The sequence below is a fragment of the Bradyrhizobium sp. dw_411 genome, from assembly GCF_018449695.1.
GTDB lineage: Bacteria > Pseudomonadota > Alphaproteobacteria > Rhizobiales > Xanthobacteraceae > Bradyrhizobium.
The window spans coordinates 264,996-290,570 of sequence record NZ_JAAVUY010000008.1 but is presented as its reverse complement, the minus strand read 5'-3'; the positions used below and the strand labels follow the sequence as shown (position 1 = coordinate 290,570).

Annotated in this window: 25 protein-coding genes; 19 read left to right on the top strand and 6 right to left on the bottom strand. The window is 62.5% G+C overall.

The window, feature by feature from the left end; translation table 11 throughout:
* The first annotated feature begins 16 nt into the window (after window positions 1-16).
* Entirely contained in the window at window positions 17-1,543 is a 1,527-nt protein-coding gene (locus tag HB676_RS16365; protein WP_213738863.1) for a Do family serine endopeptidase, read from the top strand.
* Between the two features lie 131 nt (window positions 1,544-1,674).
* Here the strand turns inward: HB676_RS16365 and HB676_RS16360 are convergent, their stop codons facing one another.
* Together HB676_RS16360 and serB are read right to left on the bottom strand one after the other, a co-directional pair.
* Window positions 1,675-1,911 carry a DUF2442 domain-containing protein gene (locus HB676_RS16360; protein ID WP_213738862.1) on the bottom strand — a complete coding sequence of 79 codons (237 nt, stop codon included), beginning with the start codon at window positions 1,909-1,911 and terminating at the stop codon, window positions 1,675-1,677.
* Window positions 1,912-1,915: 4 nt separating this feature from the next.
* Window positions 1,916-2,809, bottom strand: coding sequence for a phosphoserine phosphatase SerB (serB, locus tag HB676_RS16355; protein ID WP_213738861.1), 894 nt, complete (start codon window positions 2,807-2,809; stop codon window positions 1,916-1,918).
* 1 nt (window position 2,810) lies between these two features.
* Here serB and miaA point away from each other — a divergent pair, with 1 nt between their 5' ends.
* The 9 genes from miaA to HB676_RS16310 all read left to right on the top strand — a co-directional run bounded on the left by miaA (window position 2,811) and on the right by HB676_RS16310 (window position 13,045).
* A complete protein-coding gene (gene miaA, locus HB676_RS16350; RefSeq protein ID WP_346347352.1) occupies window positions 2,811-3,746 on the top strand; it encodes a tRNA (adenosine(37)-N6)-dimethylallyltransferase MiaA in 936 nt (311 codons plus the stop codon).
* Between the two features lie 414 nt (window positions 3,747-4,160).
* Window positions 4,161-5,936, top strand: coding sequence for an acetolactate synthase 3 large subunit (locus HB676_RS16345; protein WP_213738859.1), 1,776 nt, complete (start codon window positions 4,161-4,163; stop codon window positions 5,934-5,936).
* 151 nt (window positions 5,937-6,087) lie between these two features.
* Window positions 6,088-6,630, top strand: coding sequence for an acetolactate synthase small subunit (gene ilvN, locus HB676_RS16340; protein WP_213738858.1), 543 nt, complete (start codon window positions 6,088-6,090; stop codon window positions 6,628-6,630).
* A gap of 3 nt (window positions 6,631-6,633) precedes the next feature.
* Window positions 6,634-7,329, top strand: coding sequence for a class I SAM-dependent methyltransferase (locus HB676_RS16335; protein ID WP_213738857.1), 696 nt, complete (start codon window positions 6,634-6,636; stop codon window positions 7,327-7,329).
* Window positions 7,330-7,334: 5 nt separating this feature from the next.
* Window positions 7,335-8,219 (top strand): EamA family transporter, encoded by an 885-nt coding sequence (locus HB676_RS16330; RefSeq protein WP_213738856.1) that lies wholly within the window; start codon window positions 7,335-7,337, stop codon window positions 8,217-8,219.
* A gap of 8 nt (window positions 8,220-8,227) precedes the next feature.
* A complete protein-coding gene (locus HB676_RS16325) occupies window positions 8,228-8,830 on the top strand; it encodes a LysE family translocator (RefSeq protein WP_213738855.1) in 603 nt (200 codons plus the stop codon).
* Between the two features lie 157 nt (window positions 8,831-8,987).
* Window positions 8,988-10,007 carry a ketol-acid reductoisomerase gene (gene ilvC / locus HB676_RS16320; RefSeq protein WP_213738854.1) on the top strand — a complete coding sequence of 340 codons (1,020 nt, stop codon included), beginning with the start codon at window positions 8,988-8,990 and terminating at the stop codon, window positions 10,005-10,007.
* A gap of 296 nt (window positions 10,008-10,303) precedes the next feature.
* Window positions 10,304-11,149 carry an SDR family oxidoreductase gene (locus HB676_RS16315; protein ID WP_213738853.1) on the top strand — a complete coding sequence of 282 codons (846 nt, stop codon included), beginning with the start codon at window positions 10,304-10,306 and terminating at the stop codon, window positions 11,147-11,149.
* A 186-nt stretch (window positions 11,150-11,335) separates the two neighbouring features.
* Window positions 11,336-13,045 (top strand): sulfatase-like hydrolase/transferase, encoded by a 1,710-nt coding sequence (locus HB676_RS16310; RefSeq protein ID WP_213738852.1) that lies wholly within the window; start codon window positions 11,336-11,338, stop codon window positions 13,043-13,045.
* Between the two features lie 67 nt (window positions 13,046-13,112).
* On the opposite strand, the gene HB676_RS16305 is transcribed toward HB676_RS16310, so the two are convergent.
* Window positions 13,113-13,547 (bottom strand): hypothetical protein, encoded by a 435-nt coding sequence (locus HB676_RS16305; protein ID WP_213738851.1) that lies wholly within the window; start codon window positions 13,545-13,547, stop codon window positions 13,113-13,115.
* 283 nt (window positions 13,548-13,830) lie between these two features.
* Between HB676_RS16305 and HB676_RS16300 the strand changes: the two genes are divergently transcribed.
* Both HB676_RS16300 and HB676_RS16295 read left to right on the top strand, forming a co-directional pair.
* Window positions 13,831-14,208 (top strand): hypothetical protein, encoded by a 378-nt coding sequence (locus HB676_RS16300; protein ID WP_213738850.1) that lies wholly within the window; start codon window positions 13,831-13,833, stop codon window positions 14,206-14,208.
* 119 nt (window positions 14,209-14,327) lie between these two features.
* Window positions 14,328-15,017, top strand: coding sequence for a formyltransferase family protein (locus HB676_RS16295; RefSeq protein WP_213738849.1), 690 nt, complete (start codon window positions 14,328-14,330; stop codon window positions 15,015-15,017).
* 133 nt (window positions 15,018-15,150) lie between these two features.
* Here the strand turns inward: HB676_RS16295 and HB676_RS16290 are convergent, their stop codons facing one another.
* On the bottom strand, window positions 15,151-15,420 hold the full coding sequence (locus tag HB676_RS16290; protein WP_213738848.1) for a hypothetical protein: 270 nt from the start codon (window positions 15,418-15,420) through the stop codon (window positions 15,151-15,153).
* Between the two features lie 302 nt (window positions 15,421-15,722).
* Here HB676_RS16290 and HB676_RS16285 point away from each other — a divergent pair, with 302 nt between their 5' ends.
* A complete protein-coding gene (locus tag HB676_RS16285; protein WP_213738847.1) occupies window positions 15,723-17,345 on the top strand; it encodes an ABC-F family ATP-binding cassette domain-containing protein in 1,623 nt (540 codons plus the stop codon).
* A gap of 119 nt (window positions 17,346-17,464) precedes the next feature.
* On the opposite strand, the gene HB676_RS16280 is transcribed toward HB676_RS16285, so the two are convergent.
* Together HB676_RS16280 and HB676_RS16275 are read right to left on the bottom strand one after the other, a co-directional pair.
* A complete protein-coding gene (locus HB676_RS16280) occupies window positions 17,465-19,024 on the bottom strand; it encodes an ABC transporter permease/substrate-binding protein (protein WP_213738846.1) in 1,560 nt (519 codons plus the stop codon).
* The gene (locus HB676_RS16275) at window positions 19,021-19,812 is read right to left on the bottom strand and encodes an ATP-binding cassette domain-containing protein (protein ID WP_213738845.1); all 792 of its coding nucleotides are present in this window, start codon (window positions 19,810-19,812) and stop codon (window positions 19,021-19,023) included. The genes HB676_RS16280 and HB676_RS16275 overlap by 4 nt, the downstream gene beginning before the upstream one ends.
* A gap of 130 nt (window positions 19,813-19,942) precedes the next feature.
* Between HB676_RS16275 and HB676_RS16270 the strand changes: the two genes are divergently transcribed.
* The 6 genes from HB676_RS16270 to HB676_RS16245 all read left to right on the top strand — a co-directional run bounded on the left by HB676_RS16270 (window position 19,943) and on the right by HB676_RS16245 (window position 25,449).
* A complete protein-coding gene (locus HB676_RS16270) occupies window positions 19,943-20,779 on the top strand; it encodes an ATP-binding cassette domain-containing protein (RefSeq protein WP_213738844.1) in 837 nt (278 codons plus the stop codon).
* Between the two features lie 83 nt (window positions 20,780-20,862).
* Window positions 20,863-21,429: a YbhB/YbcL family Raf kinase inhibitor-like protein gene (locus HB676_RS16265; protein ID WP_213738843.1), complete on the top strand. Its 567-nt coding sequence runs from the start codon at window positions 20,863-20,865 to the stop codon at window positions 21,427-21,429.
* Between the two features lie 212 nt (window positions 21,430-21,641).
* Entirely contained in the window at window positions 21,642-22,430 is a 789-nt protein-coding gene (locus tag HB676_RS16260) for an ABC transporter permease (protein ID WP_213738842.1), read from the top strand.
* 163 nt (window positions 22,431-22,593) lie between these two features.
* Window positions 22,594-23,619 carry an ABC transporter substrate-binding protein gene (locus tag HB676_RS16255; RefSeq protein WP_213738841.1) on the top strand — a complete coding sequence of 342 codons (1,026 nt, stop codon included), beginning with the start codon at window positions 22,594-22,596 and terminating at the stop codon, window positions 23,617-23,619.
* A 1-nt stretch (window position 23,620) separates the two neighbouring features.
* Window positions 23,621-24,328, top strand: coding sequence for an NUDIX hydrolase (locus HB676_RS16250; protein ID WP_213738840.1), 708 nt, complete (start codon window positions 23,621-23,623; stop codon window positions 24,326-24,328).
* Between the two features lie 149 nt (window positions 24,329-24,477).
* On the top strand, window positions 24,478-25,449 hold the full coding sequence (locus HB676_RS16245; protein WP_213738839.1) for a polyphosphate kinase 2 family protein: 972 nt from the start codon (window positions 24,478-24,480) through the stop codon (window positions 25,447-25,449).
* Window positions 25,450-25,575 lie beyond the last annotated feature (126 nt).

Below are 25,575 nucleotides of genomic sequence, written 5' to 3'. Positions count from 1 at the left end.
AGAAGAGAGATCTGATATGACCGGTGCGACCCCAGCCTTGAGCCATCGCCTGCGCCCGTTGATGGCCGCGATGTGGCTCAGCGCCAGCATTGGCGCCGCCAGCGTCCTGACCGCGGCGCCGGCCCTGGCGCGCGGCCCCGATGGCATCGCCGACGTTGCCGAGAAAGTGATTGACGCAGTGGTCAACATCTCGACCTCGCAGACCGTGGAAGCCAAGGGTGGTCCGGGCGGCGGTGGTGGCGACCGGGGCGCGATGCCGCAATTGCCGCCAGGCTCGCCATTCGAGGAATTCTTCGACGACTTCTTCAAGAACCGCCGCGGCGGTCCGGGCGGTCCCAAGGGCGGCGATCTACAGCCGCACAAGACCAACTCGCTCGGATCGGGTTTCATCGTCGACACCTCGGGCATCGTCGTGACCAACAATCACGTCATCGCCGATGCCGACGAGATCAACGTCATCATGAATGACGGCACCAAGATCAAGGCCGAACTGGTCGGCGTCGACAAGAAGACCGATCTGGCGGTGCTGAAGTTCAAGCCGCCACGGCCGCTGATCGCGGTGAAGTTCGGCGATTCCGACAAGATGCGGCTCGGCGAATGGGTGATCGCGATCGGCAATCCGTTCAGCCTCGGCGGCACGGTGACGGCCGGCATCGTCTCGGCGCGCAACCGCGACATCGCCTCGGGGCCCTATGACAACTACATCCAGACCGATGCCGCCATCAACCGCGGCAATTCCGGCGGACCGCTGTTCAACCTCGACGGCGAAGTGATCGGCGTCAACACGCTGATCATCTCGCCGACCGGCGGTTCGATCGGCATCGGCTTTGCGGTGCCCTCGAAGACGGTGGCGAGTGTGGTCGAGCAGCTCCGGCAGTTCGGCGAACTGCGCCGCGGCTGGCTCGGCGTGCGCATCCAGCAGGTTACGGATGAAATCGCCGAAAGCCTCAACATCAAGCCCGCGCGCGGTGCCTTGATTGCAGGCGTCGATGACAAGGGCCCGGCGAAACCGGCAGGCATCGAGCCCGGCGATGTCGTCGTCAAGTTCGACGGCAAGGACGTCAAGGAGCCGAAGGATCTGTCGCGCGTCGTTGCCGATACCGCGGTGGGCAAGGAAGTCGACGTCGTCGTGATCCGCAAGGGCCAGGAAGAAACCAAGAAGGTCACGCTCGGCCGCCTCGAAGACGGCGAGAAGGCCGTGCAGGCGTCCAACAAGACGCCGGAGCCGGTCGAGAAGCCGGTGACGCAAAAGGCGCTCGGTCTCGATCTCGCCACCCTGAGCAAGGACCTGCGCAGCCGTTACAAGATCAAGGACAGCGTCAAGGGCGTCATCATCACCAATGTCGATGGCGCCTCCGACGCGGCCGAGAAGCGGCTCAGCGCCGGCGACGTGATCGTCGAGGTCGCGCAGGAAGCCGTCAGCAACGCCGCCGACGTCAAGAAGCGTGTCGACCAGCTCAAGAAGGACGGCAAGAAATCCATCCTGCTTCTGGTGTCGAACGCCGACGGCGAATTGCGGTTTGTCGCGCTGAGTGTGCAGTAGTCGGGTCGGCGCGCGCACAAAAAGTGAAGTGTCGTCCCGGCGAAAGCCGGGACCCATAACCACCGTCGTCAGTAATCAAAAAGAAATCTCGCAACATCCCCCTGCATAACAAGCCGTGGGAAAAATCTGCTTCACACCGCCGGACGGCCCCGCAGCATTCCAGCAATGCCCAGGTCTTCATCCAGGTCAGGCCAGTGAATGCCCATCGGCATTAGTTCGAACCGGCCGCGCGCAGTTGCCCCGGCATCCCGCAATCGCGGATACCATGCGAGCGGGGTCGCAATCTTGCGGCCATCCGCCAAAGTCACCACGAGTTCGTCCGCAGTGAAGGCAACCGAGACCGGCCTGATATCGCCGACGTCAATCATGCCCCTATCCCCCCACAAACTCCTCGCGCCGGTACCCCTGCGCATAGAGCAAAGCCGTGAGATCGCCGTAGTCGATCCGGGCGGCGGCTGCGGCGGCGACGGCGGGTTTGGCGTGGTAGGCGACGCCGAGGCCGGCTTGCTCGATCATGCCGAGATCGTTGGCACCGTCGCCGACCACCAGCGTGTCGATGTTGTCGAGATCGAAGGATTCGCGAAGCTCCGTCAGCGTGGCCAGTTTGGCGGCGCGGCCGACAATCGGCTCGATGACTTCGCCCGTGAGCTTGCCGTCCTCGACCTGCAATTGATTGGCGCGGTTTTCCTGAAACCCGATCATGTTGGCGACTGCGCTGGTGAACAGCGTAAAGCCGCCTGAAACGAGACAGGTCCAGGCGCCGTGCGCGCGCATGGTCGCGACCAGTTCGCGGCCGCCCGGCGTCAGCGTGATGCGGCTTTTCAAGACCTCGTCGACCACGCTGACCGGCAGTCCCTTCAACAGCGCGACGCGTTCGCGCAACGCCGGCTCGAATTCGATTTCGCCGCGCATCGCGCGCTCGGTAATCCCGGCGACACGCGCCTTCAGTCCGGCATAGTCGGCTAGTTCGTCGATGCATTCCTGGCCAATCATGGTGGAATCCATGTCGGCCAGAAAAAGCTTCTTGCGCCGGAAGGCCGCAGGCTGCACCACGATGTCGATCGGCAGGTCGCCGCGCGCCTCGCGCAGCCGTTGCTCGACGGCGCGGATATCCTCGCTGCCGGTGAAGGGGATATCGACAGCGACTTCGTCGAACAGCCATTGCGCGTGGCCGGGCGAGGGAAGAACCGCAAGCGCGCCGTCGATCACCGTGCTATCGAGCGCGGGGTTGGCGGGATTGCAGATCAGCGTGGCGACGAGAGACATCGTGAATTCGCAAGGTGTGAGCCATTCAGCAGTGCTTATCGCAGGGCCGACCGCCAGCGGCAAGTCGGCGCTGGCGCTCGATCTCGCGCAAAGGACCGGTGGCATCGTCATCAATACCGATTCCATGCAGGTCTATCGCGACCTGCGCGTCATCACGGCGCGGCCGACACCGGGGGAAGAGGCTGTTGTTCCGCATCGTCTTTATGGCCATGTCGATGCCGCGGTGAACTTTTCCGCCGGCGCTTGGGTGAACGATGCCGCTGCAATGCTGGCGGAAGCCCGCACGCAACATCGCCTGGCGATCTTTGCCGGCGGTTCCGGTCTCTATTTCAAGGCGCTGACGCGCGGCCTGTCGGCGGTGCCGCCGATCGCGGCTGAGATCCGCGAAGGCGTCCGCGCGCGGCTGGAACGCGACGGTGTCGAGGCGCTGCATGACGAACTGGCGAGGCGCGATCCTTCATCGGCCGAGCGCCTCAAGCCGCGCGATCGCACCCGCATCGCGCGTGCGCTGGAAGTGATCGAGGCGACCGGACGTTCGCTGACCGATTGGCATCGCGACGGCTTGCCGCCGTTGCTGCCGCCGGACACATTTCGCGCGCTGTTTCTGGATCCCGATCGCGATGCGTTATACGCGCGGATCGATGCGCGGTTTGAGGCGATGCTGAAATCGGGCGCGATGGAAGAGGTCGCGGCATTGGCGACACGTCAGCTCGATCCGCTGCTGCCGGCAATGAAGGCCCATGGCGTGCCGGCGCTGATCCGTCATCTCAAGGGTGAGATCACACGCGAGGAGGCCGCGGAGATCGGCCGCGCTGACACGCGCCACTACGCCAAGCGGCAGTTCACCTGGTTCCGGCATCAACTGCCAGAGTTCGAATGGGTGAAGCCGGAGGCGGCGAGGGGGTGGCTGGACGACGTCATTCCGGGGCGCTCGTGAAACGAGCGAACCCGGAATCTCGAGATTCCGGGTCTGGTCCTTCGGACCATCCCGGAATGACGGCGGCTGCTACGAAAACCGCCCACGCATAGCTGAAGCCAGCAAATTCACCCTCGCGGAACGCCTGGAACCGGGTTACCTTTACAAAACCGCAGGAAGTGGCGCATCCCTTGACTTCTGGGGTTAGGCAGCTATAACCCGCGCAACCTTTGGGAAGTCCGAACCGCAATATGCGCAACAAAATTACCCAGCTTATTATCGTAGTCGTACCCAGGCACGCCGCCGGGGATGGCTAGGGCCATCCAAATTCGGGCGGTGTGCAGGGGCCTCTTCGGGCCCCTTTTTATTTTCCAAGAAGCCAATCGAGAAATCTAACTGACCAAGCCGCTGACAACAGCGCATCCGGAGCCAGCCATGAGCGACAAGAGCCACGATCCCAACAAGATGACCGGCGCAGCGATGATCGTGCGCGCGCTGATCGATCATGGCGTCCAGCACATCTTCGGCTATCCCGGGGGCGCGGTGCTTCCGATCTATGACGAGATCTTCCAGCAGGACAAAGTCGAGCACATCCTGGTGCGCCATGAGCAGGGCGCCGGCCATGCCGCGGAGGGCTATGCGCGCTCTACCGGCAAGCCCGGCGTGGTGCTGGTGACCTCGGGGCCGGGCGCCACCAATATGGTGACGCCGCTGACCGATGCGCTGATGGATTCGATCCCGCTGGTGTGCATCACCGGGCAGGTGCCGACGCATCTGATCGGCAATGACGCGTTCCAGGAATGCGACACCGTCGGCATCACCCGGCCCTGCACCAAGCACAACTGGCTGGTGCGCGACGTCAACGATCTCGCCAAGGTGCTGCACGAGGCATTCTATGTTGCGAGCACCGGGCGTCCCGGTCCGGTCGTGGTCGACGTGCCCAAGGACGTGCAGTTCGCGGTCGGCACTTATCACCCGCCGCGCAAATCCGACGTGCATTTGTCCTATGCCCCGCGCGTGAAGGGTGACGCCGGGCAGATCCGCAAGGCTGTGGCGCTGTTGGCGTCGGCCAAGCGTCCGGTGATCTATTCCGGCGGCGGCGTGATCAATTCCGGCCCCGAAGCGGCGAAGCTGCTGCGCGAACTGGTTGAAGTCACGGGCTTTCCGATCACCTCGACCCTGATGGGGCTCGGCGCCTATCCGGCGTCGGGCCCGAACTGGCTCGGCATGCTCGGGATGCACGGCACCTACGAAGCCAACATGGCGATGCATGATTGCGACGCCATGCTGTGCGTCGGCGCGCGCTTCGACGATCGCATCACCGGCCGCACCGATGCGTTCTCGCCGAACTCGAAGAAGATCCACATCGATATCGATCCGTCTTCGATCAACAAGAACATCCGCGTCGATATTCCGATCATCGGCGATTGCGGCAATGTGCTCGGCGATTTGCTGCAGGTGTTCAAGGCGGAAGCCAAAAAGCCCGATATCCGGCCATGGTGGCAGGAGATCGCGAAATGGCGCGCGCGCAATTCGCTGTCCTACAAGAAGAACAACGATGTGATCCTGCCGCAATTTGCGATCCAGAAGCTGTTCGAGGCCACCCGCGGGCGTGACACCTACATCACCACGGAAGTCGGCCAGCACCAGATGTGGGCGGCGCAGTTCTTCGGCTTCGAGGAACCGCACCGCTGGATGACATCGGGCGGCCTCGGCACCATGGGCTACGGCCTGCCGGCGGCGCTCGGCGTGCAGGTCGCGCATCCCGACAGTCTGGTGATCGACATCGCAGGCGATGCCTCGGTGCAGATGACGATGCAGGAGATGTCGACCGCGGTTCAATATGAATTGCCGATCAAGATCTTCATCCTGAACAACCAGTATATGGGCATGGTACGGCAGTGGCAGCAGCTATTGCACGGCAACCGGCTGTCGCATTCCTATTCCGAAGCGCTGCCGGATTTCGTCAAGCTTGCGGATGCTTTTGGCTGCGTCGGTCTCCAGGCGATCAAGCCCGGCGATCTCGAAGGCGCGATCAAGGAGATGATCAGCGTCAAGCGCCCGGTGCTGTTCGATTGCCGGGTCGCGGCGCTGGAGAATTGCTTCCCGATGATCCCGTCCGGCAAGGCGCACAACGAAATGCTGCTGCCGGCGGAGGCCAACGACGAAGCCACCGCCGCAGCTTTTGCGGCAGGCAAGGCGCTGGTGTGAGGATGGTGCAACACATTCACTCTTCATGCGCGGACTTGATCCGCGCATCCATCCGTCTTCATGAAATGCATCTTGCGAAGGTGATGGATTGCCGGGTCAAGCCCGGCAATGACAGCAATCTAATGATCGCGACTCAAACCCGAGAACAACAATGAACCAGCCCGCATCCGCCTACTTCATGGAAGAGCGCCGCGTTCCGACCGAGGCGCATACGTTGTCTGTTCTGGTGCAGAACGAGCCCGGCGTGCTCGCCCGGGTGATCGGGCTGTTCTCCGGCCGCGGCTACAACATCGAAAGTCTCACCGTCTCCGAGACCGAGAACCAGAAGCACGTCTCGCGCATCACCATCGTCACCACGGGCACGCCGATGGTGATCGAGCAGATCAAGCATCAGCTCGACCGCATGGTCCCGGTCTATCGCGTCGTCGACATGACCTTGTCCGGCCGCTCGATCGAACGGGAGCTTGCGATGGTGAAACTGCGCGGCACCGGCGAACACCGCGTCGAGGCGTTGCGCCTCGCCGAAGCGTTTCGCGCCCGCGTGATCGACGCCACCACCGAAAGCTTCGTGTTCGAGATCACCGGCAACTCCGCCAAGATCAATCAGTTCATCGACCTGATGCGCCCGCTCGGCCTCGTCGAGGTGTCGCGCACCGGTGTCGCCGCAATCGGCCGCGGGGCTGAGGGGATGTGAGCCATGCTGGCGCGCGACTGGTATTATAACCAACGGCGGCAGATCGGTCTGGATTCCGCAGTTGCCTCGATCTACGACCGCCATGACGACAGCGATCTGCGCGCCCGCGCGGCGCTGACCATGCTGGGCGTGCAGCGCGGCTGGCGGGTCGCCGATATCGGTTGCGGCAATGGCGTTCTGGCCTGCGAGGCCGCGCAGATGGGCGCCGAGGTCGACGCGATCGATATTTCGCCGGCGATGCTCGCGCTCGCCAACATCCAGGCCAAAGACCGCAAGGTCGCAATTCGCACCCAGCCGGCCGGACTCCTGAGCTTTGTCTACAAGCCGAATTCGTATGATTTGATCGTCAGCGAATTCACGCTGCATCATCTGCCGGACTTTTGGAAAGCCGTGGCGCTGTCGCGGATTTTCAACGCGCTCAAGCCCGGCGCGAATTTCTATTTGCGCGATATTGTGTTCGTCAGCACGCCCGACGGCACCGAGCGCGACATCGACCAATGGGCCGATTTCAGCATCAAGAATCACGATTTCGACCGCGACAGCGTCGTCACCCATATGCGTGACGAATATTCGACCTTCGGCTGGGTGATCGAGCGCATGCTGCTGGACGCCGGATTCACGCTGATCGCGGTGGATTATCACGCGCCGCTGCACGGCACTTATTTGCTGCGCAAACCCAGACATGGCGAGCAGAGCTAGGCAACATGAAGCCTTCCGACATCTGCCTTGCCGTTCTGGTCGCGGTGACCTGGGGTCTTGGATTCCTGGCCAGCCGCTGGGCGCTCGACGAACTGTCGCCGGCGCTGATGACCACGCTGCGCTTCACCATTGCCGCATTGCCGTGTCTGTTTGTGCGCCGGCCGAACGTCTCGTGGCCGATTCTGATCTCGATCAGCTTCTGGCTGTTTCTCGGTCAGTTTTTGGCGCAGGCCTGGGGCATCGCGCATGGCGTTCCCGTCGGCCTTGCCAGTGTGATCGTGCAGAGTCAGGCGCTGTTTACGGTGGTGTTTGCCGCGCTGGCGTTTCGCGAGATACCGACGCGGCTGCAAATGGCCGGCATCGGCATCGCGATGGTCGGCCTGCTGATGATCTGCGGCACCGTCGGCTTCGATTTCAGCGTGGGCGCCTTCGCCGTGCTGCTGACCGCGCCGATCAGTTTCGCGATCGGCAATCTGTTGCTGCGGCGTGCCCAGGATGTGCCGATGTTCGATCTGTTCGCGTGGCTGTGCCTGGTGCCGCCGCTGCCGCTATTGGCGCTGACGCTCGTTATCGATGGACCGCAGACGACCTGGCATTCGCTCATCCACATGTCGCCGAAAGGCCTGGTGAGCATGTTGTTTATCGGCGCGATCTCGACCTGCGTCGCCTATTGGCTGTGGGGCCGGCTGCTGCGTGACTACACCGCGGCGCAGGTGGTGCCGTTCGCGCTGCTGGTGCCATTCGTCGGCGCCGCGGCGTCGAGCGTGGTGTTCGGCGAAACGTTTGGGGCGTTGCGGCTGGCGGGCATGATCACGGTGATCGGCGGCGTCGCGATCATGTTGTTGTCGAAGCGGCGATCCGCACCACAAGCTTTACCGAAAATCGCCTGAGTGCCCCGATGTCCCAGCCACTTCTGATCGCCTTTGTCGTGTTCGCCACCGTGATGTTCTTCACGCCGGGCCCGAACAACATCATGGTGTTGTCGTCGGGGCTGACTTACGGCTTCCGCCGTACCATGCCGCATATCGCCGGCATCGCGATCGGATTCGCCTTCATGGTCGGCGCGGTCGGGCTTGGCCTGGGGACCATTTTCATCGCCTATCCGGTGCTGCAGACCATCCTCAAATATGCCGGCGCGGCCTATCTGATCTATCTGGCCGCCGTGATCGCGCTATCGGAGCCGGTCACACCGGGGCAGGACAATCAGCGCGGCCCGATGACCTTCTGGGGCGCGGCGATGTTCCAATGGGTTAACGTCAAGGGCTGGGTGATGGCAATCGGCACCATCACCGCCTATGCGGGCATCGCCAGTTTTCCCTGGAACATCGCGATCCAGGTGCTGCTGAGCCTGTTGCTGGGCGCGGCCTCGACCTCGAGCTGGACGCTGTCGGGCAGTTCATTGCGCTCGGTCATGACCTCGCCGAGGGCGGTGCGGGCCTTCAACATCGTGATGGCGGTGCTGCTTTTGGCCTCGCTCTATCCGGTCTTTATGGACGCATGATGCCGCATCGCGCCATGCATAAACGGGTTTCCCCTGACGGTAAAAATGGACTAGACAACGCCGGAAATTGCCAGCCGAACCAGTGTTCTGGAGCGGCACACATCCAGAAAACATGACGATCCGGGCACTCCGCCCGTCCAGCACAAGAGGAACGACCATGCGTGTTTATTACGATCGCGACGCCGACCTGAACCTGATCAAGGGCAAGAAGGTCTGCATCGTCGGCTACGGCAGCCAGGGCCATGCCCATGCGCTGAACCTGAAGGATTCCGGCGTCAAGGAAGTCGCCATCGCGCTGCGCAAGGGATCGGCTTCGGCCAAGAAGGCGGAAGCTGCCGGCTTCAAGGTGTTTGAAGTCGCCGAGGCCGCCAAATGGGCCGACGTGATGATGATGCTGACCCCCGACGAATTGCAGGGCGATATCTACCGCGATCATTTGCACGACAACATGAAGAACGGCGCGGCGCTGCTGTTCGCCCACGGCCTCAACGTGCATTTCAACCTGCTCGATCCGCGCGCCGATCTCGACGTGCTGATGATCGCCCCCAAGGGCCCCGGCCACACCGTGCGCTCGGAATATCAGCGCGGCGGCGGCGTGCCCTGCCTGATCGCGATCCACAAGGATTCGTCGGGCAACGCCCATGACCTCGGCCTCAGCTACGCCTCCGCGATCGGCGGCGGTCGCGCCGGTATCATCGAGACCTCGTTCAAGGAAGAGTGCGAGACCGATCTGTTCGGCGAGCAGGTGGTGCTGTGCGGTGGCCTGGTCGAACTGATCAAGGGCGGCTTCGAGACGCTGGTCGAAGCCGGCTACGCACCGGAGATGGCTTACTTCGAATGCCTGCACGAAGTGAAGCTGATCGTCGACCTGATCTATGAAGGCGGCATCGCCAACATGAACTACTCGATCTCCAACACCGCCGAATACGGCGAATACGTCACCGGCCCGCGCATCGTCACCGACGAGACCAAGAAGGAAATGAAGCGCGTGCTCGACGACATTCAGTCCGGCAAGTTCGCACGCGACTGGATGCTCGAAAACAAGGTCAACCAGACCTCGTTCAAGGCCACCCGCGCCAAGCTCGCCGCCCATCCGATCGAAGACGTCGGCGCCAAGCTTCGCGACATGATGCCCTGGATCAAGAAGGGCGCCCTGGTCGACAAGACCAAGAACTAAGGCTGAAGCCACAACGTCGAGGCGCGCGTCATGCGCGCCTCGAACCTTAAGAGCGCGTTATTCTCATCCTTCGAGACGCGGCCAAGAGGCCGCTCCTCAGGATGAGGCCGCGAGAGTGCGCGAGAGTCCAAATCCCTCATGGTGAGGAGCGCGGAACGCGCGTCTCGAACCATCGGGCACTTACCCTCATCCGCACGCGATGTACCGCCGCCGCTCGCGCGCCCTTGCTTTCGGTTCCAGTCTCCTTAATTCTCCCGGCGGAAGAGCGAATAGAATGCTCGCGGGGGGAATACATCATGCAATCCGTCGTCATTACCGGCGTGTCGACCGGCATCGGCTTCGCCGCGGCCAAGCTGTTGCTGGCCCGCGGATTTCGCGTATTCGGCAGCGTGCGCAAGCAGGCCGATGCCGACCGGCTCAAAAGCGAGTTCGGCGCCAATTTCACCCCGCTGGCGTTCGACGTCACCGACGAAGCCGCGGTGTTCGCGGCCGCGCGCGAGGTGCGCGCCGCGCTTAACGGCGAGACGCTGGCCGGGCTGGTCAACAATGCCGGGATCGCGGTGGCGGGGCCGCTTTTGGAGATTTCGGCCGACCAGTTTCGCAAGCAGATGGAAGTCAATGTCATCGGGCCCGTGATCGCGACCCAGGTGTTCGGTCCGCTGCTCGGCTCTGATCCGTCGCTGAAGGGGCCGAAGGGCCGCATCGTGATGATCAGTTCGGTCGCCGGCAAAAGCGGCAACCCGCTGACATCGCCCTATTCGGCATCCAAGCACGCGATCGAGGGGCTGTCCGAAAGCCTGCGCCGCGAACTGATGCTGTTCGGCATCGATGTCATCATGGTCGCGCCCGGCGCGGTGAAAACGCCGATCTGGGGCAAGGCCGACGAATTTTCCGGCAACAGCAATTCACCCTATGCGCCGGCGCTGCAAAAAATCCGCGCCTTCACCCAGCATTTGAGCGAGATCGGTTTGCCCGCGGAGAAGATCGCCGAAGTGATCTTTACCGCCTTGACGTCGCCGAACCCGAAGGTGCGCTACCAAATCACCCCGGACCCGATGCGGCATTTGATCCTGGGACTGCTGCCGAAACGGACCGTCGACAAGATCATCGCCAAGCGCCTCGATTTGCTACCGCCGGCATAGCCTGTCCGGTAAGGTTTCCGACGTTAAATTTGTCCCGGTCGACGCCACCCCGCCGCTTCTGTTGCGCAGGGATGACGTTTCCACTACATTTTTATGACACGCCGCAGGCTCCGGCTGCGCCGTCCGTCTTCTGGTCATCGCCAGCCAAGACTTCAGGGCAGTGCCGGGTGCGTTGCACACGAGTCCATGGCGCCCCCGCCCAATTCAGGTCCCTCCGCTACTGTCGCCGCCGCCGGCGTCGCGCCGGTCGGTATCTGGCGCCGGCTGGCGGTCGCAGCTCCCCATCTGGGGGCGCTGGTCATCATGTTTCAGACCGAGACGGATTTTGCGGCGCGCGCCGGCTTTCTGCTGGCGTGGGGAATCCTGAATTTCTTCTGGATCACGCTGTTGCGGCGTCCGGCGCTGTCGGGCGCGCTGTCACTGACGCTGGTCGTGGTGCTGGTGCTGCTGTCGCGGCTCAAGCACGACATCGCGCAGATGACCGCCAACTTCGTCGACCTGATGGTGATCGACCGCGATACCGCGGCGTTTCTGTTCACGATCTTTCCGGACCTGCGCTGGTCGGTGATCTCGGCTGCTGTTGTCACCGTTCCTCTGATGTATGCGCTGTGGTGGCTCGATCCGTTCCGGATCCGTCGCCTGCCGGCCTTGGCCGGCATGTTGGCCTGCCTCGCTGGGTTGGTCTTCTATGCCTTTGCCTGGCCGGAAGAGGCTTGGCGCGGCTATTTCGACGACGGTTATCTGTCGAAATTCGCCCGTTCCGGCGTCACAACGGCGTCGGATCTCATTCAATATGGCTTCATGGAATCGGATGCCACCGCGACCACGCGGCTCGCGATGCCGCTGGTGGATTCCTGCCATCCGGCCGGGCGGCGGCCGAATATCATCATGATCCATGATGAATCCAGTTTCGATATTCGCACGGCCAGTGGCGTCAAGGTGCCGGCGGGCTACGGCAGTCACTTCAATTCGTTCGACGGCAAGGCGCACAAGTTCCTGGCCGAAAGCAATGGCGGGCCGAGCTGGTTCACCGAATACAATGTGCTGGCCGGGCTGTCGTCGCGTTCGTTCGGCCGGTTTGCCTATTTCGTGACGCGGATCGCCTCCAGCCGGGTCGAGCGCGGACTGCCGCTGGCGCTGCGCCGCTGTGGTTACGAGACGGTCTCGCTGTATCCGGCGTTCGGCGCCTTCATGGGCGCGCGCAGTTTCCAGACCACAACCGGCATCCAGCGTTTCTACGACGCGCATGATCTCGGCGCCAAAGACGTCGAGCCCGACAGTTTCTTCTATGACAAGGCGCTCGGCCTGATGTCGCAGGAAACCCAGGGCAAGCCGCTGTTCATGTTCGTCTACCTCGCCGCCAATCATTTTCCCTGGGAAACGCGTTTCCGTCCCGACCTGATGCCGTCATGGCGTTCGCCCGGCAACGAGCCGATGGTCGATGAATATCTGCGCCGGCAGGCGATGAGCGCCGGCGACTACGCGGGCTTCATCGCGGGACTGAAAAAGAAATTTCCGGCGCAGCCATTTCTGATCGTGCGCTACGGCGACCATCAGCCGGAATTCTCGCCGCATCTGCTCGATCCCGCTCTCGACGAGGCCGGCATCGGCAAGAAACTTGAAAGTTACGATCCACGTTATTACGCGACCTATTACGCGATCGACGCGGTCAATTTCGAGCCGGTCAAGAGTCCCACCGTGATGGAGACCATCGACGGGCCGTATCTGCCATTGGTGATCCAGGAAGCCGCCGGCATTCCGCTCGATCCGTCATTCGAGGAGCAGAAAGCCATCATGCTTCGCTGCAACGGAATGTTCTATGCCTGCAAGGATGGCGGCGAAGCCCGCCGCTTCAATCGCCTGTTGATTGATGCCGGCCTGATCCACGGATTGTAGGCGGCATACTTGCGTGGGCGCGCATTCGCGCGACCCGTTGGCTTTGCCCACCTACGAAAAGTGCCAATCAGAAGCACTGCGTGACGTTTATGTTTTGCGATGTGCCGTTGCGCCCGGGAACCGTGACGACCTGCGTGGGGCAGCTTGGCACATAGGGCCGGTCGGAAGGCGTTACGTTCGGCGGAAACCGGTGGGCCCAGTCCCAGGGAACGTCATAGGTCGTGGTGTAGTGAACGTCGCCCGAGGGCGGCACTGTGGCGTCCGTCAGCGGTGCGCCATCCGGTGACGCGTATCCGTAGGAATCCGCCGGCCAGAAGAAGCCTGCATTATTTCTTCGCCGCGAATGCCGCAGCGAATGGGCGAACGCCGGATGAGAAATCGAATGCGCCGGCGCGACGCTGCGCGCTGCAGTTCCGGTCCGCGCAAAGCTCTCGTTCGCGGCGCATACGAGCGCGACGGCACCAACAGACGCGATAAGCGCCGCATACATTTTTGAGGTCATGACACGCACCCATCGTTGTTACTGAGCAGTATTTCGCTGAACGCTAGGCCTCGCTTTTTGCGCCCGCAAACGCATACTTAATTATTAGTTAAAGCGTAACATTAACAGGGAACCCTTCATCCGGCATCAGTACTTTCGCGGCAATATCCGCCGGAAAATGGGCGCTGCATGATGACGCGTTGTCAGCGGACGCACGGCCCGGGATGGTTAACCGGTGATTAATTCTATTCTGCCAGTGATGCTTGCGGTGGCCCATCCCAGTGGCGAATAGACGGAGGTTCCTATGAGCAGCATCATGAGTGTTCTGCAGTCGGCCTACTCGGCATCTTCTTCTACTTCGAGCCTGATTTCTCCGGGAGACAAATTCAGCAAGGTCGATCCGACCAAATATCAGGGCACCTGGACCGGCACGGATTACAAGCATCAGCCGGTCACGGTTTCGATCACCAAGGTCCAAGGTTATCGCGCCAATGTGACGTTGCAGACCTCGGCGGGCCTTCAGTATCAGCAGGCGTTCATCACCACCAAGGGCACGTTTCGAATTGGCGATTCCCAGTTCGCGCTCACCGGAACAGGTGCGGCGAAAATCACCACGATCGTGACCGATCCCACCACCGGCAACCAGACCGCAGACACCACGCCCATCAAGCTGCAGACCTGACGCGAGCCTTATCGGTTCTGATTGAAGCAGAACTGGGCTCGAATCTTTTTTGGACGCGTTTTCTTCATGCGAACCGGTATCCACTTCGCTCGAAAACGCTCTGGAAGGCGTGAAGAAACATGGCGCGTTCGACCCGCGGCAGCGATGCGATGTTCGATACGATCATCCTGTTGACCAGCAATCTGGAACGCTCGATTTTCGCGTCGGTTCTGTCCGCGCATAATCCAGACCTGACGATCCTCCCCGTTGAAACGCTGACGGACTTGAACGCGCTCGATCAAGACGCGCTGGCGCGCGCGCGGCTGATTGCCTACGCGACGGGCGTCGTTGTGCCTGCGTCCGTGCTGGATCGGCTTGGCTACGGCGCCTACAATTTTCATCCGGGACCGCCGGCCTTTCCGGGCTGGGCGCCCGCGCATTTTGCGCTGTACGCGCGCGCCACTGAATTCGGCGCGACCGCGCATGTCATGATCGACAGGGTCGATGCCGGTCCGATTGTCGGCGTCGAGATGTTTTCGATTCCGCCGGGCTCGTCTGTGGCCAGCCTCGAAGGCATGGCCTATGCGCGAATTTCCTATCTGTTCTGGACCATGGCCAATCGGCTTGCCACGGATGGCGAACCCTTGCCGGCGCTGCCGCTGCAATGGAGCGGTACCAAAAGCACGCGCCGCGACTACGCCACGCTCTGCGATGTCCCCCTCGATATCGATCCGGACGAACTCGATCACCGCATCGAAGTGTTCGGTGAAGATCCCAACTTTGGATCGCGCTGCACTTTTGTCGAAGCGGTAGCTGCCGAGGCGGTGTAGCGCTCCGCGCGCGAGCGGGTCGCGCGAGGTCCTATAGCGTTTTCGAGCGAAGTGGGTACCGGTTCGCGTAAAGAAAACGCGTCAAAACAAAAGACTGGAGCCCGGTTCTGATTCAATCAGAACCGATAAGGCTCTACCGTAGCGGCACCCAGTCGATGCCGCAGGGGCCGTTGCAGCTCACGCAATGGGCCGGCTGGTCGAAGGTGGCGGCCAATTCCCAGGCCTGCGATTCATTGCTCCACTGCGCGGTCGCTTGCGCAATGATGTCGTCGGACTGACAGGCCGCGCATACCGGCGTCGAGCGCGTCGCGCGCAAGGTCGGCCGGTTGACGATTGGGGCGGGCTCTCCGGTTGAGGTGAACTGGCTTGAATTGAACGGATTGAGAAGCAAGGCGTGTGTCATGCTATTTCCCGTTGAGTCGGGCTGAACCGCAGCCCTCATCACGGCCGGAACTTTAACGCCGGGATCACGCCTCTGTCTTCATTATGTCCACTTGCGCTGTGGATTATTTTTCCTGGGGGTGAGGCGAGGGGTATCGCCTCGATCAGGCCCCTCGCCGATCCCCCTGCAATGCAAAATAACCAGCCCCGGCGGGCTCAAAATATCCTTTCGCAGGTGCACACCATGGCTTAAGAGCGGCGCAACGGTTTTCCTTGCCGTTTTGCCGGCCTTTTTTGGGCCGTTTTCTTTGGGCGCCGGTGCACATGATCCGTCTCGACAATGTTTCCAAGCAGCTTGGCCACCAGATCCTCTTCATCGAGGCCTCCGCGGCGCTCCAGAAGGGCGAGAAAATCGGCCTGGTCGGCCCCAACGGCTCCGGCAAGACCTCGCTGTTCCGGATGATCACCGGCCAGGAATTGCCCGACGAGGGTCAGGTCGCGGTCGATCGCGGCGTGACCATCGGCTATTTCAGCCAGGATGTGGGCGAAATGGCTGGCCGCAGCGCGGTGGCGGAGGTGATGGACGGCGCCGGACCTGTGGCGGCGGTCGCGGCCGAGCTCAGGGAGCTCGAGGCCGCGATGGGCGATCCCGACAAGGCCGATGAGATGGACGAGATCATCGCGCGTTACGGCGAGGTGCAGGCGCGCTTCGAGGAGCTCGACGGCTACGCGCTGGACGGGCGGGCGCGTGAAGTGCTCGCGGGTCTCAGTTTCAGCCAGGAGATGATGGAAGGCGACGTCGGCGCGCTGTCGGGCGGCTGGAAGATGCGCGTGGCGCTGGCGCGCATTCTGTTGATGCGCCCGGATGCGATGCTGCTGGACGAGCCGAGTAACCATCTCGATCTCGAAAGCCTGATTTGGCTGGAGCAATTCCTCAAAGGCTATGAGGGCGCGCTGTTGATGACCTCGCATGACCGCGAGTTCATGAACCGCATCATCACCAAGGTCGTCGAGATCGATGGCGGCTCGCTGACGACTTATTCGGGCGACTACGAATTCTATGAGCAGCAGCGCGCGCTGAACGAAAAGCAGCAGCAGGCCCAGTTCGAGCGCCAGCAGGCTATGCTCTCCAAGGAGATCAAATTCATCGAGCGCTTCAAGGCGCGCGCCTCACACGCCGCGCAGGTGCAAAGCCGGGTCAAGAAACTTGAGAAGATCGAGCGCGTCGAGCCGCCCAAGCGCCGCCAGACCGTGGAGTTCGATTTCCTGCCGGCGCCGCGCTCCGGCGAGGATGTCGTGAGCCTGAAGAATGTTCAGAAGGGCTACGGCAAGCGGGTGATCTATGACGGTCTCGACTTCATGGTGCGCCGGAAGGAGCGCTGGTGCGTGATGGGCATCAACGGCGCGGGAAAATCCACGCTGCTGAAACTGGTGGCGGGCTCGACCGAGCCGGACGATGGCACGGTGGCGCTCGGCGGCAGCGTCAAGATGGGCTACTTCGCCCAGCACGCGATGGATCTGCTGGACGGCGAGCGCACGGTGTTTCAGTCGCTGGAAGATTCATTCCCGCAGGCCGGCCAGGGATCGCTGCGCGCGCTGGCCGGCTGCTTCGGGTTTTCCGGCGACGACGTCGAGAAGAGATGCCGGGTGCTGTCGGGTGGCGAAAAGGCACGGCTGGTGATGGCGAAGATGCTGTTCGATCCGCCGAACTTCCTGGTGCTGGACGAGCCGACCAACCATCTGGACATGGCCACCAAGGAGATGCTGATCAACGCGCTGTCGCAGTTCGAGGGCACCATGCTGTTCGTCTCGCATGACCGGCATTTTCTCGCCGCGCTCTCGAACCGGGTGCTGGAGCTGACGCCGGAAGGCATCCATCAATATGGCGGCGGCTACACCGAATATGTCGCGCGCACCGGCCAGGAAGCGCCGGGTTTGCATAGCTGAGATTCGGTCTCGTAGGGTGGGCAAAGGCGTCTTCGCCGTGCCCACCACGTACAGGGCACGCTGAGAGATGGTGGGCACGCTTCGCTTTGCCCACCCTACGGGTTTCAACAATTGCCGCCTTATTTCTTCCCGATCTTGTCCCACAGCCAGCGCGCCACCGCACTGGGTGACGAGGCGCTGTCGCCGCCGGCGGCGCGCAGGTTGGCTTCACGCATCTCGGCGATGTCGATATGGCCGAGCAGGGGCGTCACCGCGGCTCGCAGCGCCTGATCGCCGGCGCGCTTGGGCGCGAGCAGCAGGATCGCGTCATAAGGCGGGATTGCGTGTTTGGTATCTTCCAGCACCACGAGATCGTATTTCGCGATCAGCCCGTCGCTGGTGTAGCCCGCGATCACATCGACCTCGCCGGAGGCCACTGCAGCATACATGAAGTCCGGCTGCATCTGCCGCTGCGCGCGAAACGCCAATCCATAAGCCTTCTGCAATCCGGCCCATTCCGGCCGCGAGAAGAACTCATAATCCGCCGCGATCGACATTGTCCCGGCCCGCGACACGAGATCGGCGACCGTGCGAATGCCGAGCGCCTCGGCGCGCTTTCGCGGCATCACCAGCGCGTAGGCGTTCTCGAATCCGAGTTCGCCCAGCAGCGTGACCTTCTGTTGCGCCAGTATGGCCTTCAATTCGGCCAGCAACTCGGCGCGCGGCTTGATATCGCTGTGGTGAAACTGGTTGGCCCACAGCGTGCCGGAATAATCGACGTAGACGTCGATATCGCCGCTGACCAGCGCGTCGAAGATCACGTTGGAGCCGAGGCCTTCGCGCGTGCTCGCGGAAAGTCCCGCCGCCTGCAGCCGCTGCGCGATCAGCGCCGCCAGCACATATTGCTCGGCAAAGGTCTTGGCGCCGACAATGTAGCTCGATGGCGAGCGCGCCAGTGACGGTACCAGCGTCGCGACCGCCAGCGCGGCAAGGCCGACGCCGCCGAACGCTACGCGCCAGCGGCGGCGCTGGCGAATGCCGATTTCGATCAGCGCCAGCAATTGATCGACGCCCAGCGCCAGCACCGCGGCGGCGAGGCAGCCGAACAGCACGAACACCCAGTTCTGGGTCTGCAACCCTGCAAAGATGTAATTGCCGAGGCTGGTCTGGCCGATCGGCGTGGACAATGTCGCGGTGCCGATCACCCACACCGCGGCGGTACGGATGCCCGCCATCATGACAGGCAGCGCCAGCGGCAATTCCACCGACAGCAGCGACTGGCGTGGCGTCATGCCGACACCCTGCGCGGCTTCGACGATCGCGGGCTCAACGCCATTGAGGCCGGTGATGGTGTTGCGCAGCACCGGCAGCATCGAATAGAGCGCGAGTGCCAGCACCGCGGGCAGGAATCCGAACGCCGAGAAGCCAAAGCCGAACCACGCCAGCGACAATGACGCGAGCGCCAGCAGCAGCGGATAGAACAGCGCCAGCAGCGCCAGTCCGGGCACCGTCTGGATGATGCTGGCCAGCCCGAGCAGCAGGCTGCGCGGTATCGGACGGTTGCGTGCCGCAATCGCCAGCGGCAGGCTGATCGCGAGGCCGAGCGCCAGCGCGGTGACGCTGACCCGCACATGATTGCCGAGATAATCCGGCAGATGCGCCAGCGCCTCGCTCCAGCGTGAATCCGTGAAGAAGTTCATGCTGCGCCATCCCGCGGCAACAGCACTTTCAGCCGCTCGGCCTGGCGGCGCGGCGTACGCAGCAGTTCGCCGACATAGGCATCGCCGCTGTTGGAGAGTTCTGCCGGCGTGCCCTGCGCCAAAAGCTTTCCGCTGTGCATCACCGCGATGCGGTCGGCGTGCAGAATCGCCTCGGTCATGTCGTGGGTGATCATGACCGTGGTCAGGCCGAGCTGTTTATGCAGCGCGCGATAGTCGTCGCCAAGCGCGTCGCGGGTGAGGGGATCGAGCGCGCCGAACGGCTCGTCCATCAATACGATCTTCGGCCGTGCCGCCAGCGCCCGGGCGACGCCGACGCGCTGGCGCTGGCCGCCGGACAATTCATGCGGCAGGCGATCGCGGTATTGCGCGCGGTCGAGCCGCACCAGATCGAGCAATTCGTCGACCCGCGCGGCGATCTCCTGCTGTGGGGTGCCCAGCAGTTTCGGCGTGATCCCGATATTGCCGGCGACATCGAAATGCGGGAAAAGCCCGCCGCTCTGGAATACATAGCCGATGCGCCGGCGCAACGAGACCGGATCGGCCGCGCGGACATCCTCGCCGTCGATGGTGATGTGGCCGCTGTCGGTCTCGATCAGCCGGTTCGCCAGCCGCAGCAGCGTGGTCTTGCCGGAGCCGGAGCCGCCGACGATGGCGAGAAATTCCCCCTCGGCGACGTCGAGCGAGACATCGTCCACGGCCTTGACGCGGCCGCCGTCAAAACTCTTGCCGACATGCGCAAAGGCGATCAGGGGCGGGGCGGCGGTCATGTCACCGGACTATCACACCGCCAGGTGCCAACCAAGCCGACCGGACGCGTAACTCTCGCCGCAATCGGTTGAATTATCAGGGCGATCGCGCTAATCCACCTGCCGCAACAGGCAGTATCGGGGAAAACGCGTGCAGGCGGGTGTCACCGCAGGATCAACGGCGGTCGCGCTCGATGACGCGACGGTAGCATTTCGTCTCGCCGGCAACCGTGTATACACGGCGGTGCAGCAGGCGCGGCTGAACGTCGAACATGGCGAATTCGTCGCCATTGTCGGACCCACCGGCTGTGGAAAATCGACGCTGCTCAATATTGCCGCAGGCCTGCTCAAGCCGGTATCGGGCAGCGTGCGGATTTTCGATGCGCCGCTGAACGGCCTCAACAAGGACGCCGGATATCTGTTTCAGGCCGATGCGCTGTTTCCCTGGAAGACCGCGATCGACAATGTCGCGATCGGACTCGAGACCTCGGGCACGCCGCGCGCGGAAGCGCTGGAGCGCGCGCAAAGCTGGCTCGCCCAGGTCGGTCTTGGCGCGTTCGGCAATCGCTATCCGCATATGCTCTCGGGCGGGCAGCGCAAGCGCATCGGTCTTGCGCAGGTCCTGATCCGCGATCCCAAGATTCTGCTGATGGACGAGCCGTTCGGGCCGCTCGATGCCCAGACCCGGCAGATCATGGGCAATTTGCTGCTGCAGCTCTGGAACGCCGACCGCAAGGCGGTGCTGTTCGTGACCCATGATCTGGAAGAGGCGATTGCGCTGGCGGATCGCGTGGTGATCATGTCGGCCGGGCCCGGTGCGCGCATCATCGGCGACTGGCGCGTGCCGCTGGCGCGCCCGCGCGACATCATGGAAGTCCGGATGGACAAGGAATTTCACTCACTTCATCGTGAGATATGGAGTGTTCTCAAGGATGAAGTGTTGAAGGGCTACGCACAATCAGCGCAAGCGCCGGCTGCTGCCGGATGAGATCGCCTTGATCTGCGTGTGCTGAAGGCTACACTCCGCTCGCTTTACACCCGTATCGCCAACAATATTAAGAGGAAATGACAATGCTTTTACGTGGTTCCATTCTGGCCCTGACCGTCGCGCTGACGGGTCTGTGCGGTTCGCACGCCGCCAATGCGCAGGCCGCTTTCACCCTGACGTCGCCGGCCTTCAAGGATGGCGAGCGGTTGGCGACCAAGTTCGCCGGCAACAACAAGTCCAACCCGAACTGCGTCGGCGAGAATGTTTCGCCGCCGCTCGCCTGGGCGAACCCGCCTGATGGCACCAAGAGCTATGCGCTGTTGATGTTCGATCCGGAAGGCCGTCCGCCCGGCGGCGTCAGCCATTGGGTCGCCTATGGCATTCCGGTCTCGGTGACGGGCTTTGCCGAAGGCGAAGTGTCGAAGCCGAGCGAAAAATATATCGGCGGCGAAAGCACCATGAAGCTGTCGAACTATTTCGGCCCCTGCACGCCTCCCGGCGCGCCGCATCACTACACCCTGACGCTGATGGCGACCGATCTTGAGCCGACCGCCCTGAAGCCCGGCATGACCCGTGATGAGGTGATCAAGGCGCTCGACGGCCACGTCAAGGTCGCGACCGGTTTGATCGGCACGTTCTCGAAGCCGTAAGGCTAAATCGCGCCCTCTCTCTTTGTTGAGGGAGGGCGCGATCCCTCCCCCGTCGTCCCTGCGAACGCAGGGACCCATAATCCCGGTAGTTTGTTTTTGTAAAAGGTCTCTGCCAGTTCGCTTCAACGACAGGGCACGGCGTATGGGTCCCTGCGTTCGCAGGGACGACGCTGAGACAGAATGATCTCACTTCAGGAAGATAGATCGCTGCAATGTCGCGCTTGATGCTTCTCGTCTGTCAGTTGCTGGTCGCGGTGGTCTGTCTCGGGCTGTGGCAGTTGCTCGCGACCGTGCCGATCTTCGGGCACATGCTGCTGCCGCCGTTCTTCTTTTCCAATCCGGTCAATGTCGGCAGCCAGATCTTCGAATGGTTCTCGACCGGCGTGATCTGGAAGCATCTGGCGATCACGCTGTGGGAGTCCATTCTCGCTTTCGCGATCGGCTCGTTCGGCGGCGTCATGGTCGGCTTCTGGTTCGCGCGCCAGCCGCGCGTCGCCGCCGTGTTCGATCCCTATGTGAAGATGGCCAATGCGCTGCCGCGGGTGGTGCTGGCGCCGATCTTCACGCTGTGGCTCGGGCTTGGCATCTGGTCGAAGGTCGCGCTCGGCGTCACGCTGGTGTTCTTCATCGTGTTCTTCAATGTCTATCAGGGCGTCAAGGAAGTCTCCAAGACCGTGCTCGACAATGGCCGCATGCTCGGCATGAGCGAGCAGCAGTTGATGCGCCATGTCTATTGGCCCTCGGCGCTGTCGTGGATGTTCTCCTCGCTGCACACGTCGGTCGGCTTCGCCGTGGTCGGCGCGGTCGTCGGCGAATATCTGGGCTCGGCCGCCGGGCTCGGTTACCTGATCCAGCAGGCCGAAGGCGTATTCGACGTTGCCGGCGTGTTCGCCGGGATGTTCGTGCTGTCGATTTTCGTGATTTTGATCGATATCGTTGTGACGATTGTGGAACGGCGGTTGCTGGTCTGGCGCCCCAATGCCGGTGAGGCGCGGGGGTAGGCTCGCTCCCTCCGTCATTCCGGGGCGCGTCGAAGACGCGAACCCGGAATCTCGAGATTCCGGGTTCGATGCTTCGCATCGCCCCGGAATGACGAAGTCTTGCCCACCTTCTCAACCCCCGCCCACTGCTCTATCCTGCGCCACAAATCGACGGGAGACGACCATGAGGACGATATTCGGCCGGCTGGCCGCGACGCTGGTGGCATTGACGCTGAGTTCAGGCTTTGCTGCGGCGGCGACCAAGGTTACGATCGCGGTCGGCGGCGGCGCCTGCCTGTGCTATCTGCCGACCGTGCTGGCGCAGCAGCTTGGCGAATACGAAAAGGCGGGGCTTGCGGTCGAACTGGTCGATCTCAAGGGCGGCTCGGATGCGCTCAAGGCCGTGCTCGGCGGCAGCGCCGATGTGGTGTCGGGCTATTTCGACCACTGCGTCAATCTCGCCGCCAAGAAGCAGGAACTGACATCCTTTGTAGTCTATGACCGCTATCCCGGGCTGGTGCTGGTGGTGTCACCCGGTCACACCAGCGAAATCAAATCGATCAAGGATTTGGCGGGCAAGAAGGTCGGCATCAGCGCGCCGGGCTCCTCGACCGATTTCTTTCTCAAATATCTCCTGAAGAAAAACGGTGTCGATCCGGCCAGCGTTCCCGTGATCGGCGTCGGCCTCGGCGCCACGTCCGTTGCGGCGATGGAGCAGGGCCAGATCGATGCGGCTGTCATGCTGGATCCGTCGGTCACGGTCTTGCAAGGCAGCCATCCGGACCTGCGCATTCTCTCCGACACGCGCACCCAGAAAGATACGCTCGATGTGTTCGGCGGCGAATATCCCGGCGGCGCGCTGTATTCGACCACGGCCTGGATCGCCGGCCACGACAAGGAAGTTCAGGCGCTGACCAACGCGATGCTGAACACGCTGGCCTGGATTCACGCCCATTCGCCCGAGGACGTGATGGCGAAGATGCCGCCGGAAATGGTCGGCAAGAACAAGGAGCTTTATCTGGCCGCGCTCAAGAACACGATCCCGATGTACTCGCAAACCGGCAGGATGGACCCCAAGGGGGCTGACGCCGTGCTCGCGGTGTTCAGCGAGAGTTCGCCGGAAGTTGCCAAGGCCAATATCGACGTGCTCAAGACCTACACCAACAAATTTGTCGAGCAGGCCAAGACGACGGGCATGAATGCCAAGTGATGTGAGGCCAGCGGTCATCCATCGCGTCACCACGCTCGACCTGAGTTTTCAAGAGCGGCCGTGGCCGTTCGCCGACCAGCGGCGTGCGGATATCGATGCGCATTTCGCCAAACGCCAGCGCGACACGCCGGAAATCTGGAACGGCCGCATTCTGTTGGGCCGCGATGCGGACATCTCCGGCAACTGTTTCCGCGCCAATTATTTCGCGACCGATTTTGCCAGCCTGCTGGCCTGGATCGACTGGGGTTTTCCGGACCCGGAAATCTTCAACGGCTTCGGCATGGGCGCGCTGCGCTGCGCTGACGGCGCTTTCGTGATGGGCGAAATGGGCCGGCATACGGCGAACGCCGGCCAGATCTACTTTCCGGCCGGCACGCCCGATCTCGACGATCTGCGCGACGGCAAGGTCGATATGGACGACAGCGTGATGCGCGAGCTTGGGGAAGAAACCGGGCTAACCCCGGCGGATTACAAGGCGGACGATTACTGGGACTGTGTGGTGGTCGGCGCGACCATCGCGATGATGCGGATCTTGCACGCCGACATGACAGGCGAAGCGATGCGCGCGCGGATCGAGGCCAATCTCGCGGCGCAGGATCATCCTGAGCTTAGCGCGGTTCATCTGGTGCGGGGGATTTCGGACCTCACGGCGGCGATGCCACGGTTCATCACGGCGTTTATCGAGGCGCAGTTTGCGGGAGCGGCCTAGGTTGTCATTCCGGGGCGATGCGAAGCATCGAGCCCGGAATCTCGAGATTCCGGGTCTGGTGCTACGCACCATCCCGGAATGACGGAGTGAAACGCTGGCTCTGATCGTCCGCAGCCTGTAGCCTTTCCGCTTCAATCCGGAACTTCCCCATGCCCAAAAAGCCCGTAGCCCTTCTCAGCACCCAACTCCAACCCTTCATCGCGCCGTTTCGGTTTAATGGATCTGGCGTGTTTCATCTGCGATCCCACAAGACCAACAACAAGGGCGGTCTCGACAAGGACAAGGGTGAAAAAATCCTCGATGCCAACCGAAAGCGCCTGAGCGATTTTCAGGAAAGGCTCTACGCGCAGGATCGCTGGTCGCTGCTGCTGATCTTTCAGGGCATGGATGCCGCCGGCAAGGACAGCGCGATCAAGAGCGTGTTCGACGGCGTCAATCCGCAGGGCTGCGAAGTCACGTCGTTCAAGCAGCCGACCACGCATGAACTCAATCATGACTTCATGTGGCGCAGCACGGTTGCGCTGCCGGAGCGCGGGAAAATCGGCATCTTTAACCGCTCCTATTACGAAGAGTGCCTGGTGACGCGGGTGCATCCGGGAATCCTGGCCAAGGAGAAGATCCCGCCGTCGCTGATGACGAAGAACATCTGGCGCGAGCGGTTTGAGGATATCCGCGCGTTCGAGCGCTATCTTGCGCGCAACGGCACCATCGTTCTGAAGTTCTTCCTCAACGTGTCCAAGCAGGAGCAGCGCGAACGGTTTCTCGACCGGCTGGACCAGCCCTCGAAGAACTGGAAATTCTCGATGGCCGATATCACCGAGCGTGCGTTCTGGAACAGGTATCAGGCGGTGTATCAGGACATCGTCCGGCATACCTCGACCGCGGCAGCGCCGTGGCACGTGGTTCCGGCCGATCACAAATGGTTCGCGCGGGTGGTGATCGGCTCGGCGATCGTCAGCGCGCTGGACGGGCTGAACCTGAAATTCCCGCGCGTCGACAAGGCCTCGCTTGCGGAATTCAAGCGCGTGCGCGAAGCGCTGGAGAACGAAGGCAAGGGCGGGAGCAAGCGCCCGCCGCGCGTCCCCAAGCAGGCCCCGAAAGCGAAAGCCAGACCCGGCTAAAGTCTAAGCGCGGACAGCGCGTGGACGCCGGCTTTGCTCGCCCGGCGTGAGGCAAGGCTCGCCGTAACACTGCCATTAACGGCCTTTCGGCACCAAGGTGCCGTAGAGGGGCGGGCGCACTTGACA